The 13,159-nt window shown below is 66.3% G+C and carries 3 protein-coding genes; all 3 read right to left on the reverse strand.

Annotated features, from left to right (window positions below; genetic code table 11):
* Positions 1 to 20 precede the first annotated feature (20 nt).
* Positions 21 to 1,748 (reverse strand): phytoene desaturase family protein, encoded by a 1,728-nt coding sequence (locus IEQ11_RS09045; protein ID WP_191822849.1) that lies wholly within the window; start codon positions 1,746 to 1,748, stop codon positions 21 to 23.
* Between the two features lie 102 nt (positions 1,749 to 1,850).
* Positions 1,851 to 3,611 (reverse strand): phytoene desaturase family protein, encoded by a 1,761-nt coding sequence (locus IEQ11_RS09050; protein WP_191822848.1) that lies wholly within the window; start codon positions 3,609 to 3,611, stop codon positions 1,851 to 1,853.
* Entirely contained in the window at positions 3,601 to 13,089 is a 9,489-nt protein-coding gene (locus IEQ11_RS09055) for an HSAF biosynthetic non-ribosomal peptide synthetase/polyketide synthase (RefSeq protein WP_191822847.1), read from the reverse strand. Before IEQ11_RS09055 ends, IEQ11_RS09050 begins: the two co-directional genes overlap by 11 nt.
* Positions 13,090 to 13,159 lie beyond the last annotated feature (70 nt).

A 13,159-nucleotide genomic window follows, 5' to 3' on the forward strand; every position in this document is an offset into this window, starting at 1 on the left:
GGTCCTGGCTTCCTTGGAGGTCAGACGGCGGTGGCTTGTTCGAGCGCGACGGGCGCATCGACGAGGCGCAGCTTTGCGGGCCGTTCCGATGGGGTTTTATCGAGTTGCGGGAAATGGCCGAGCTTGCCGGTGTGCCAGGGCGCGGCGCCGCCGCTTTCCCAGGCCTTGAATTCGCGGCCGAGCTCCTTGCAGATGAACTGCATGACGAAGCGGCCCGACGAGGCGGCGCGGATCAAGCCGCCCAGGCCGACCCATTGCCCGGCCATGTAGAAACCGCCCAGCCCCGGCAATTGCATGCGGCCCTTGTTGACCAGCTTGTTGGCGAGGTCTTCGGCATCGCTGAAGGCTTTCCAGGCCAGGATGCTGCCGTTGCTGTTGCCGGTGTAGCGCTTGGTCGTGGCCGGCGAGGCCACGTCGACCAGTTCGATCCGCTCGCCGATGCCCGGATAGAGTTTTTCCAGGAAACCGCGCACGAATTCGCCGACCTGCTTCTTCTCCGCCCAATAGCGTTTGCGATCTTCGCTGCGCAGCTTGCGCCAGTAATTGAAGTCGCTGAAGTAGGTGCAGTGGATCACCGAGCGTCCGGCCGGGGCGAAGCCGTCGGAATAGCGCGAGCGCAGTTGCACCACGATGCTGGCCTGCAGGGCGCCTGGCAGTTGCTTGGCTTCCTCTTCGCTCAGCATGTAGGTGGTGCTGTGCGAATCGTTCGGGTCGAGATCGCCTTCCAGGCCGACGAAGGCCGAGACCACCGCCGGGAACAGAATGCCCGGTTTGTTGAGCATCTCGTCGTACAAGGTGTCGATGGTCTTGTTCTTGTACTTGCCTTCGAGCATGCCGTAGATGGTGGTGTAACCGTCGGCGGCCGAGACCACGAAGTCGGCGTAATGGCGCGCGCCGCCCTTGAGTTCGACCCCGACCGCGCGTCCGTCCTCGACCAGGATGCGGTCGACGCGGGCGCGGTAGGTCAGGATGCCGCCGAGGGCGGTGTAGCGCTCCTCGATCGAACGCGACAGGCCTAGCGAGCCGCCCTGCGGAAAGCCGGCGTTGTTGTTGTAGGCGCAGGCCATGTTGTACAGGTACGGCAGCAGCGGGAAGCATTCCGGATCTTGATAGAAGATGTTGCGGAAAGCGCGCTTGAGCAGCGGGTCGCGGAACTTGTCGGCGAAGTCGTGCATCGGCGTGGCCGCGTTGCGCCAGAACAGCCGGAACGCGGGCAGGATCTCGAGCATGGTCTTGATCTTTTCGCCGGCGCTCTTGAGCGGATCGGGCTTGAGGAACGGATACAGCTCGATCTTGATGAAGCGGCGCAGGTCGGCGCAGAACGAACGGATCAGCGCTTCGTCGGCCGGCGAAATCTCCAGCAGATGGCGTTCGAGCCGGTCGGGATCGTTGTAGAAGGTGACCGAGCGGCCGTGTTCGTCGACGACCTTGTTGAACATGTCGAAGTCGCGCACGGACTTGCCGTCGAGCGCGCCGAGTTCGCGCCAGATCCGGTTGGCGTCGTTGCCGGCGCCGGTGCCGATCAGCCATTCGATGCAGTAGTCGAAGATGTAGCCCTTGCGGGACCACGCGGTGCAGCAGCCGCCGGGCAGTACGTGGGTTTCGAAGATGCGCGTGTCCATGCCGTTCATCTGGCCGTAGACGCCGGTGGCCATGCCGCTGACGCCGCCGCCGATGACGATCACGCGTGGTCGGCCGTTCGCGCGCGGTGCGCGGTCGCTCCAGTCCGGGCCGGTGTCACGCGACATAGGCGGCCTCCGCGGATGGCTGCGCGTATAGCCGCGCTGCGATGGCGTGGGTGTTTGCTGTGTAGCCCGAGTCAGTCGTCATGGTCGTGGCTTCCTTGCGGCTCAGGCGGCGGGCGCCGGCGACAGCGTCGACAGCGGTGGGGTTTCGACCAGGCGCAACGGTCGGGCGGGGCGTTCCAGCGGCGGGTCTTTGTCGAGCTGCGGCAGCTGGCCGAGCTTGTCGCGGTGCCAGGGCTCGCGGTTGCCGCTTTCCCAGGCCTTGAACGGCACGCCGAGTTCCTCGCACAGGTATTGCGCGGCGAAGCGTCCGCTCGATGCGGCCTTGATCAGGCTGCCGCCGTTGATCCAGTGGCCGGCCATCGAAAAACCGCTGAGCCCTTTGAGGCGCATGCGGTCCTTGTTGACCAGGGCGGCGAGCAGGTCGTCGGCATCGGGCGATTTCCAGGCGAGGATCGCGCCCTTGTGATTGCCGGTGTAACGCTCGGTGGTGGCCGGCGTGCCCACGTCGACCAGTTCGATCCGCTCGCCGATGCCCGGATAGAGCTTCTCCAGGAACCCGCGCACGAACTCGGCCACTTCGCGTTTCTTCGCCCAGTACTGCTTGCGGTCGGTGCTGCGCAGGGTCTTCCAGTAATCGAAGTCGCTGAAGTAGGTGCAATGGATCACCGACTTGCCTTCCGGCGCGAAGCCGTCGGAATAGCGCGAGCGCAGTTGCACCACCAGGCTGCCCTGATCCGCGCCCGGCAGCCTGGCCGCATCGGCCGCGCTGAGCAGATAGGTCGTGCTGTGCGATTCGCTGGCCGGTACGTCGCCTTCGAAACCGACGAAGGCCGAGACCACGCCGGGATAACGTTCGCCGGGCCGGTGCAGCACGTCGTTGAACAATTTGTCCAGGCGCGGATTGGTGTACTTGCCGTCGAGCAATCCATGCAGGGTGAACATGCCGTCGCAGGCGGCGACCACATGATCGGCGTAATGCTTCTCGCCGTTCTTGAGTTCGACCCCGACCGCGCGTCCGTCCTCGATCAAAATGCGATCGACCCGGGTGCGGTAGTTGATGATCCCGCCCAGGCCGAGGTAACGCTCCTCGACCGAACGCGACAGCCCCAGCGAGCCGCCCTGCGGAAAGCCGACGTTGTCGTTGTGCGCCTCGGCCAGGTTGTACAGATACGGCAGCACCGCGAAGTTCTGCGGGTCCTGGAAGAACATGTTGCGAAAGCCGCGGCGCAGCAGCGGATCGGCGAAGCGATCCGCGTACGGACCCATCTGCGCCGCGCCGGTGCGCCAGAACAATCGGAACGCCGGCAACACCTGACGCATCATCGCCAGCTTCTCGCGCCAGTTCTCCAGCGGCGCCGGTTTCAGGAACGGATGCAGGGCGAGCTTGGTGAAGCGGCGCAAGTCATCGCAAAACGCCTTGATCAAGGGCGCGTCGACCGGCGAGACCTCGATCAGGTGCTTTTCCAGGCGATCGGGATCGTTGTAAAAGCGCACCTCGCGGCCGTGCTCGTCGACCACTTTGTTGAACAGCTCGAAATTCTTGACCGTCTTGCCGTCGAGCGCGCCGAGTTCGCGCCAGACCTGGTTGGCGTTGTTGCCCGGCGCGGTGCCGTTGAGCCACTCGATGCAGTAATCGAAGATGTAGCCCTTGCGCGACCACGCCGTGCAGCAGCCGCCCGGCAGCACGTGCTTTTCGAAGATGCGGGTTTCCAGGCCGCTCATCTGCGCGTAGCTGCCGGTGGCCATGCCGGCCACGCCGGCGCCGATGATGATCACCCGCGGCTTGGCCCCTGCAGCGCGCTCGCGCGCGCTCCAGTCCGGGCCCGACTTCGACGGTCTGGCCGCATCGAGGTCAGGCGACATTGGTCTCGTCTCCCACCAGGATGCCGCGCGCCAAGGCCGCGTTGAGCGCGATGTAGTCGTGGTCGAGCATGTCGGCGTGCTTGCCGAAGCCCTTGAACACCTTGGTGTGGGTGGTCGAGCTGCCATGCCAGGTGCCGCGGTGGCCGGTGCCGTAGAACACCAGCTTGTCTTCGTCGGAAATCACGCTCACCGGCGCGGCGATCTTGCCGACGTTCGGGGTCTGGCTGCAGAAGCGGATGTAGTCCTTGGCCTGCTCCATGGTTTCCTGGGCCACGATCGCCGAGCCGGTGTGCTTGCGCAGATGCTCGGTGAGTTCGCGTTCGAAGGCTTCGAAGTGCTCGTTGCCCAGCTCGAAGGATTCCGGAATGCGGTAGGAATCCATGATGACCACGTTGGGCACTTCGCGGCCGCGGCGTTCGAGTTCCTTGGCCACTTCGAAGGCGAGATTGCCGCCGAGCGAATAACCGAACAGGGTGCAATGGCCGTCGGGCGCGTGGATGCTCTCGATCAGGTCGGCGTAGTTGGCCACCTTCTCGTCGCCGAGGATGTAGTTGAACGAAACGAACTCGTACTCGGGCATATGCACCGCGAGCTGGCGATAGACCAGGCCGTGGCCGCCCGCGGGCGGGAAGCAGAAGATGGTCTGCTCGTGCTGCTTGCCCTGGTTGAAGCGCAGATAGGGTTGCGCGCCGGCCACGCGACCCAGGCTGATCGCCTCGACCGTCTTGGCCATGCCGTGCAGGGTGGTGACCTTGAACAACTGGCTCACCGCGATGGCGATGTTGAACTCGGTCTGCAGGTTGTAGATCAGTTCGATCAGCTTGATCGAGCTTCCGCCGACTTCGAAGAAATCGTGCTGCAGGCCCACCTGTTCCAGTCCGAGCAACTGCTTCCAGTGTTCGGCCATGCGCACTTCGTACAAGGTCACCGGTGCTTCGAACTCGGCCTGGCCGGCGTCGAAGTCCGGCGCCGGCAACGCGGCCAGATCGACCTTGCCGTTGGCCGACAGCGGCAGCGCGTCGAGCTGAACGTAGTGAGCCGGGATCATGAAGGTCGGCAGGTACGCGGCCAAGTGTTCGCGCAGCGCGCGCCAGTTCAGGCGTTCGCCTTCCTCGGCCGCCACGCAGTAAGCGCACAGCGCCGCTTCGCCGCGCGCATCCTCGCGCACGGTCAGCACCGCCTGCCTGACCGGTTCCCAACCGGCGAGCTGGGATTCGATCTCGCCGATCTCGACCCGATGGCCGCGCACCTTGACCTGGGTGTCGACGCGGCCGATCAGCTGCACTTCGCCGTCGCCGCTCCAGCGTGCGAGATCGCCGGTGCGGTAGAGGCGTTGCGGTTTCGCGCCGGGGCTGAGGGTGAGCGAGACGAAACGCTGCGCGGTCTGTTCCTCGTCGCCGACATAACCGGCGCTGACGCCGCCGCCGCCGATCCACAATTCGCCGGGCACGCCGGCCGGCAGCGGCTGCCTGTGTTCGTCGAGGATGTACAGCGCGCTGTTCGGGAACGGCCGGCCGATCGGCACCATGCGGCTGGGTTCGAGGTGTTCGGTCGCGCCTTCGAAGTAGGTGCTGTCGATGGTCGCTTCGCTCAGGCCATAGGAATTGATCACCCGGCTGCGCGGCCCGGCCAGCGCGCGCAGGCGCTGGTATTCCTCGACCTTCCACACGTCCGAACCGACCACCAGCAAGCGCATGAAGTCCAGGCGCTTGCCCTCGCGATCGCAATAGTCCATGACCCCGCGCACCACCGCCGGCACGAACTCGGCCGCGTCGACCTGTTCGTCGAGCATCACCTGGTACAGGCGCGCGGTATTGAACAGCAGTTCGCGGGTGACCAGCACCAGCTTGCCGCCTGAGCACAGGGCGCGGACCAGGTCGCCTGCGAACACGTCGAACGAGAAGCTCGCCATCTGCAGATGCGCATTGGCTTCGTCGAGCCGGTATTCGCGCTCCCAGCCGGCATAGGCCGAGGCGAGATTGGCGTGGGTGACGCGCACCGCCTTGGGCTTGCCGGTCGAGCCGGAGGTGTAGATCACGTAGGCGCTGTCGTCCAGAAGCACCGGGAAATCGACCGGCGAGGCATCGGTTTCGGCATCGGCGATCAGATGCAGTTCGTCCAGGGTCAGCACTTCGCCCGACCACGAGGCCAGACGTTCGCGCCGGTCTTCGTCGATTACCGCGAACTTCGCATCGGCGTGGCCGACCATGTAGGCGAGACGTTCGGCCGGGTATTCGGGATCGAGCGGCAGATACGCGCCGCCGGCCTTGAGCACCGCGAGCAGGGTGACGATCAGTTCCGGCGACTTGTCCAGGCACAGCGCGACCACCGCGCCGTCGCGCACGCCCAGTTCGCGCAGTTTGCGGGCCAGGCGATTGGAACGGCGTTCGAGTTCGCCATAACTCAGCTGCATGGCCGGGCCGGTTTCGCCCGGCGCCGCCACCGCGATCGCATCGGGCTTGGCCCGGGCTATGTCGGCGATCAGCTGATGCACCGGGCGCGTGGCCTGCGCGGTTTCGCTGGCGCCGCTCCACTGTTCCAGCACTGACACGCGCTCATCAACGCCGAGCAGTTGCAACTGCGCGATCGACTGCGTCGACGGCACCCGGGTCAGTTCGTCGAGCAGGTTGACGTAGTACGAAGCCAGCCGCTGCATGGTCTGCGGCAGGAACAGGTCGGTGTTGTACTTGAACACGCAGTGGAAACGCTGGTCGGCTTCGTCCTCGTACGCCGACAAGGTCAGATCGAACTGGCCTTCCTCCTCGGGCAGTTCGATGTATTCCAGACGGTAGCCGTACTTCTCGGTCGCGACTTTGTGCGCGAGCAGGATGAACATCGCCTGGAACACCGCCGAGCGGCTCGGGTCGTGCTGCAGGCCGAGCTTCTCGACCAGCAGCACGAACGGATACTCCTGATTGTCCAGGCCGTTGAGCACGATCTGCTGCACCTGCGCGAGCATCTGCGCGATGCTCGGCTGCTGCGACAGATTGACGTGCAGCGGCAGCGGGTTGACGAAGTAGCCGTAAACCTGGGCGAACTCCTCCTGGGTGCGGCCCATTACCGGGCTGCCGACGATCACGTCGTCCTGGCCGGTGTAGCGGTGCAGCAGGATGTAGTACGCGCTAAGCAGCACCATGAACACGGTGACGCCGTTTTCGCGCGCCAGCGAGTGGATGCGCGCGCTCAGTTCGGGTTCGAGCACGAAGAACTGCGAGGCGCCGTTGTGGGTCTGCACGATCGGCCGCGGCTTGTCGGTCGGCAGATTGAGGATCGGCACTTCCTCGGGCAGCGCCGACTGCCAGTAGTCGAGCATCTTGTCGGCGTCGCGGCTGGCCAGGAACTTGTTCTGCCAGTTGAGGAAGTCCAGATAGCGCGCGCGGATCGGCCCCAGCTCGGTCTTCTCGCCGCGGCGCAGGCCTTCGTAGATCGACAGCAGTTCTTCGATGAAGGTGAAGGTCGAGATCGCGTCCGAGATGATGTGGTGGACGGCCTTCATGATCACCCAGCGATCCTTGCCGCGCTTGTACAGGCGGAAGCGCACCAGCGCGTCGTGTTCCAGGTCGTAGGGCTTGCGGTACTCGCGGATGATGTGCTGGTAGATCTCGTCCCAGCTCTTGTCCTGCGCATCGATCAGGGCGATGTCGTGCTTGCCCTCGGCCGAGATCTTCTGCACCGCATGGCCTTCGTCAAGCATGAAGTTGGCGCGAAGGCTCGGGTGGCGCGCGATCAGCGCGCGCACCGCCTCGAACATCAGCTCGGGTTCCAGTTCGGCCCGCACCTCGACCGCGCCGCCGATGTTGTAGGCGAAGCCGTCGGGATTGAGCTGCTTGAGGAACCACAGCGCGTTCTGGTTCTGGGTCAGCGGGTAGCGGGTGTCGTCGGTGTGGGCGATGAACTGCGCGCCGCCGTCGTCTTCGCCTTCGGCCGCGACCAGGTCGATCAGCGCGGCATGCAGTTGCTCGCTCAGGGTACCGATCGAGGAACTGCTCAGCAGCGTGACGACTGGCAGCGCGACCTTCAACTCGGTATGGATGCGCGCACGCAGCTCCATCGCCAGCAGCGAATCCAGGCCCAGCGCGTTGAGGCTGGCGTCGGTGTCGATCTGCTCGTGCTTGATCCGCATGACCTGGGCGATCAGGCCGTGGAAACGTTCATTGAGCAGGTTCCAGCGGGTCTGCGCGTCGCCGTCGCGGAAGGCGTCGACGAAGCTGCCGTGTTCGGCATTGCCCGCGCCGGCGTTGTGCTTGGCCAGCTCGACCACCAGCGGCGGCGGCGAGGCGTACCAGGCCAGGAAGATCGGCCAGTCGACCACGGTCGCGACCAACAACTGCGCACGATCCTGCCCGATCACTCGTTCGAGCACGTCCATGCCCGCATCGGGCGACAGCGAACTCATGCCGCGGCTGTTGCGGTAGTGATCGATCAGGCCGAGTTCCTCGATCATGCCGGTCGCCCACGGGCCCCAGTCCAGTGCGAGCGCGGGCAGGCCGCGCGCGCGGCGGTGATGGGCGAGGGCATCGAGGAAGGCGTTGCCGGCGGCGTAGTTGGTCTGGCCGGCGGTGGTGACCAAGGAGGCGATCGAAGCGAACAGCACGAAGTGTTCGAGCGGCTGATCGGCGAGGTACTTGTGCAGCAGCCAGCCGCCGACCACCTTGGGTTCGTACACCGGATCGAAGCTGTCGCGCTCCATCTCGGCCAGCAAGGTGTCGCGCACTTGGCCTGCGAGGTGGAAGGCGCCGCGGATCGGCGGCAGTTCGCGCTGGCGATAGTCCGACAGCCAGCCGTTGAGCGCGCCTTCGTCGGTGATGTCGAGCTGGGCCAGGATCGGCTCGGCGCCGAGGGTTTCCAACTCTTTCAGAAAACGCACGTTGCGGCCGACCGGGCTGTTCGGGTCGGTGTCGCGCCATTGCGCGCGTGGCGGCAGCTTGCTGCGGCCGACCAGGATCAGCTTGCGCGCGCCGCGCTTGACTAGGGTGCGGCAGAGCAGGCGGCCGAGCGCGCCGAAGGCGCCGGTCACCAGGTAAGCGCCATCGGCGCGCAAACGCAGCGGTAACGGCTTGGTCAGCCCGGTCGCCGGCATCAAGCGGCTGGTGTAGCGCTTGCCGTCGCGCAGGGCGATTTCGTCTTCATCGACCAGCAGCACTTCGCGGCGCAATGCGAGCGCTTCGGCGCGCAATGCGGCGGCATCGTAATGGCCCGACGATTGCAGATCGATCAGCTTGCCGCGCTGCGCGACCAGTTCCTGATACCACAGCACCCGGCCGATGCCCCAGGCCGGCGCGCCGAGCGGTTCGACCGCGTCAAAGCGCCGCACCGCCTGGGTGCCGCGGGTGACGATGTGCAGCTTGCCGTGCGGATGCGCGCTCTGCAGCGCCTGACTCAGCGCGATCAGCGCATACGCGCCGCGGCTGTTGCCGGACTGCAGGCCGGGCGCGTCGATTTGATCGAGGGTGGGATGGTCGAGATTCCACAGATGCACGACCGAGCCGAAGCGGCCCTGATCGTGCTTGGCCAGATCGGCGAACAGACGCTGCAAGTCCTTGACCGAACCGGGAGCGACGGTGGATTCGCGCAGGTCCTTTTCCAGCTTGTAGCGCTTGCCCGGACGCACCAGATGCACGCGCTCGCCGCGATGGGCCGCCAGCGCGGCCAGTTCGTCGCCCACGCCTTGCGCGTCGGCGAAGATCAGCCAGCCCTCGCTTTCGCCGGCCAGCCCCGGTTCGGCGATCGCCAGACCGGTTTCGACCTGCGCGGCTTCCTCGGCCTTTTCGACCCAGGTGGTTTCGGCCAGCCAATTGTCGATCGTGTTCAAGCCGACCTTGGCGCTGGCGTTTTCGACGTTGGCCGCGCGGAAGCCGCCGACCCGGCCCAGCGGCGCGCCGTGTTCGTCGTAGACGAAGATGTCGCCGATCAATTCGTCGCCGCCGTCGAAGGTGATCACCGCATGCACCCACAGCGCGCGGTCGCCGATCGCGTCGGTGCGCACTTCCTGGATCGACAGCGGCAGGCGGATGCCGGTGTCGCTGGCGTCGTCGCTTTGCTGCTTGAGGATCTGCGGCGTCAGCAGCGCCTGGAAACAGGCATCGAGCATGGCCGGATGGAAATGGTGATCGGCGGCGCCGCCGAGCAACTGCGCAGTCGGCGCGATCCGCGCCAGCGCTTCGCCGGGCGCGACCCAGACTTCCTCGATGCCCTGGAACGCCGGGCCGTAGTGGTAGCCCATCGACGCCAGCGCGTCGTAGCAGGCCGAGCGCGCCAGATACAGCGGGCTGCGTTCGCGCACCGCGGCCACGTCCAGCTTCGGACCGCTGCGGCGGCCCTGGCTGGCGCGGATGCTGCCGCTGGCGTGCACGGTGCGGTCGTTGCCGTCGGCCGACACGGTCGAGACGTTGAAGGTCGCGCCGTCGGAGGCGAACGACAGCTGCACCGTCGCCGCTTCGGCGTCGGGCAGGAACAGCGCCTTGCGCAGTTCGATGTCGGCGATCGCGGCCGACGCGCCGCCGGTCATCGCGCGCACCGCCTGGGTCGCCATTTCGATGTAGCCCGCGGCCGGGAACAGCACATTGCCCTGGATGCGATGGTCTTCGAGATACGGCTGATGCTCGACGTCGAGCTTGGCTTCCCAGGTCGGTTCGGCATTGGCCATGCGCCGGCCCAGCAGCGGGTGATCGAGCTGGCCCAGGCGAATCTGTTCCACCGGACGCGGTTCGATCCAGTAGCGATCGCGCTTGAACGGATAGCGCGGCAGGGTGACGTGGCGGCCGCGCGGATGCAGCGAGGTCCAGTCGATCGCCAGGCCGAGGTTGTGCAGGCTCGCCAGCGAGGCGGTGAAGCGCGCGGCTTCGTCTTCCTGGCGGCGGATCGACGGAACGCTCTTGGCGCTGCCGCCGCGCGCGGCGAAGCATTCCTGGATCGAGTGGCCCAGCACCGGATGCGGGCCGATTTCCAGGAACAGATCGTAGCCGTCGTCCATCAGCTGATCGATCGCGGCGCGGAAGCCGACGCTGTTGCGCACGTTCTCCCACCAATAATTCGCGTCGAGCTCATGGCCCTGGGCGATGCCGGGACGCGCGGTCATGTACAGCGGCACCCGCGCCGGATGCGGCGCCAGGCCGTCGAGGCATTGCAGCAACTCGTCCTTGATCAGGTCCATCTTGGCGCTGTGATAGGGCACGCGCACGGTCAGGAACTTGGCGAACAGTTGTTCGGCCTGCAGCTTGGCGGCGAGTTCGGCCAGTGCGTCCTGATCGCCGGCCAGGGTGATCGCGGTCGGGCTGTTGACCGCCGCCACCGAGACCCGATTGCCGTAAGGCTTCACCCGCTTGAGCGCTTCGGCTTCGCTCAGGCTGACCGCGAGCATGGTCCCGGTGTCGACCAGCTTCTGCTGCAGGCGGCTGCGATGCACCACCACCTTGACCGCCTGTTCCAATGTGTACACGCCGGCGGCGTAAAAGGCGGCGACCTCGCCGGTGCTGTGGCCGACGATCGCATCGGGCACGATGCCGCGCGCGCGCCACATCGCCGCCAGCGCGATCTGCACCGCGAAGTTGGCCGGCTGCGCCAGCCAGGTGTCGCTCATCTTCGAATCGGCTTCGGCCGCGTTCATTTCCTCGATCAGCGACCAGTCCACATGCTTGGACAACTCGCGGTCGCATTGCTCGATCACCTCGCGGTAGATCGGATCGTGTTCGAACAATTGCCGGCCCATCGCCCACCACTGCGGGCCCATGCCGGTGAACACCCAGGCCAGTTTCGGCGCGGCGGTGCCGCGGCGTTCGTCGGCAAGGATGTGCGGATGCGCTTCGCCGGCGGCGTAGGCGCTCAGGCGTTCGAGCAGCGCTTCGCGGCTGTCGTAGACGAACGACAGCCGCGCTTCCAGATGCTGGCGGCGGTGGGCGAGGGTGTAGGCGAGGTCCTTCAGCGACACCGCGTCGTCGCCGCCGCGTTCGAGCTCCTTGCGGATGCCCTCGACCAGATCCGGGAACGCGGCCGAATCGCGCGCGGTCAGCGGCAGGATGTTGTAGCGCGGCGCGGCCTCATCGGCATCGTCGGCCTGCACATGCGCGTCCTCGCGCGGCGGCGCTTCTTCCAGCAGCACGTGCGCGTTGGTGCCGCCGAAGCCGAACGAATTGACGCCGGCGCGCGCCGGGCCGTCGTGCGCCGGCCACGGCGTGACCTGGGTCGGGATCTCGTACGGCATCGAGGCCAGATCGATGTCCGGATTGACGGTGTTGAGGTTGATGTGCGGCGGGATCAACTTGTGCTTGAGCGCCAGCGCGGTCTTGATCAGGCCGGCGACGCCCGCGGCGGCTTCGGTATGGCCGATATTGGTCTTGACCGAACCTACGAAGCATTTGTCGCCGGGCTTGCGGCCGATGCCCAGCGCGCGGCCGAGCGCCTTGGCTTCGATCGGATCGCCGACCGGGGTCGAGGTGCCGTGTGCTTCCATGTACTGCAGGCTGCCCGGTTCGATTCCCGCTTCGGCGCACACCCGCTTGATCAAGGTCACCTGCGCATCGGGATTGGGCACGGTGATGCCGTTGCTGTGGCCGTCCTGATTGACGCCGGTGCCGACGATCACCGCGTAGATCGGATCGCCGTCGCGCAGCGCATCGTCCAGGCGCTTGAGCGCGACGATGCCGACGCCCTCTGCGCGCACGTAACCGTTTGCGGCGGCGTCGAAGGTGCGCGACTTGCCTTCCGGCGACAGGAACCCGCCCTTGGTTTCGGCGATGGTGTACTGCGGCGTCATGTGCAGCAGGGTGCCGCCGGCCAGCGCCAGGCTGGTCTCGCGCCGGCGCAGGCTGTGGCAGGCCAGATGCACGGCGACCAGCGAAGAGCTGCAAGCGGTGTCGATCGACAGGCTGGGGCCGCGGAAGTCGAAGCAGTACGAGATGCGGTTCGACGCCATCGTCATCATCGTGCCGGTCGCGGTGTGCGCGGCCAGGGTCTCGAAGCTCAGATCGGCGAACTGCACGATCTTGTAGTCCAGAGTGAAGGCGCCGACGAATACGCCGATCTCCTGGCCGGCGAGTTCGGCGGGCTTGAGGCCGCCGTCCTCGAGCGCCTCCCACGACACCTCCAGCAACTTGCGCTGCTGCGGGTCCATGTAGTCGGCTTCGCGCGGGCTGATGCCGAAGAAGGCCGGATCGAATTCGTCGAAGCCGTCGATGTAGCCGCCGCGTCCGCCGACCAGGCGGCCGGGCTTGCTCTTGTCCTTGCTGCCGAGCGTGCCGACGTCGTAGCGATTGGCCGGGGTCGCGGTCAGGCAGTCCTTGCCCTCGATCAGGTTCTGCCAGAACGCGCGGTGATCCGAGGCGCCGCCGGGCAGACGGCAACCGATGCCGACGATGGCGATGCGGTCGTCGCCCACGCCCGCGGCCGATGGCGTGGATGCGGCGTGCGCGCTGGCGGCGTGGTGGGCCGCCTCGTCGCTCGGAGTCTCGCGGGTCGAGGCCTTGCTGCTGGAATCCGTCATGATCGAGTCCTTGTTGTTACATCGCCGGTACGTGGATGTGGATTGCGAGGGGAGGCTTGCGATAAGTGCG

Origin of the sequence: Lysobacter capsici (assembly GCF_014779555.2) — a bacterium.
Taxonomy (GTDB): Bacteria; Pseudomonadota; Gammaproteobacteria; order Xanthomonadales; family Xanthomonadaceae; genus Lysobacter; species Lysobacter capsici.

Excerpts from the sequence above, each read along its gene's own strand:
- IEQ11_RS09045 (WP_191822849.1), bottom strand. The coding sequence starts at position 1,748 with ATGTCGCGTGACACCGGCCCGGACTGGAGCGACCGCGCACCGCGCGCG.
- IEQ11_RS09050 (WP_191822848.1), bottom strand. The coding sequence starts at position 3,611 with ATGTCGCCTGACCTCGATGCGGCCAGACCGTCGAAGTCGGGCCCGGAC.
- IEQ11_RS09055 (WP_191822847.1), bottom strand. The coding sequence starts at position 13,089 with ATGACGGATTCCAGCAGCAAGGCCTCGACCCGCGAGACTCCGAGCGAC.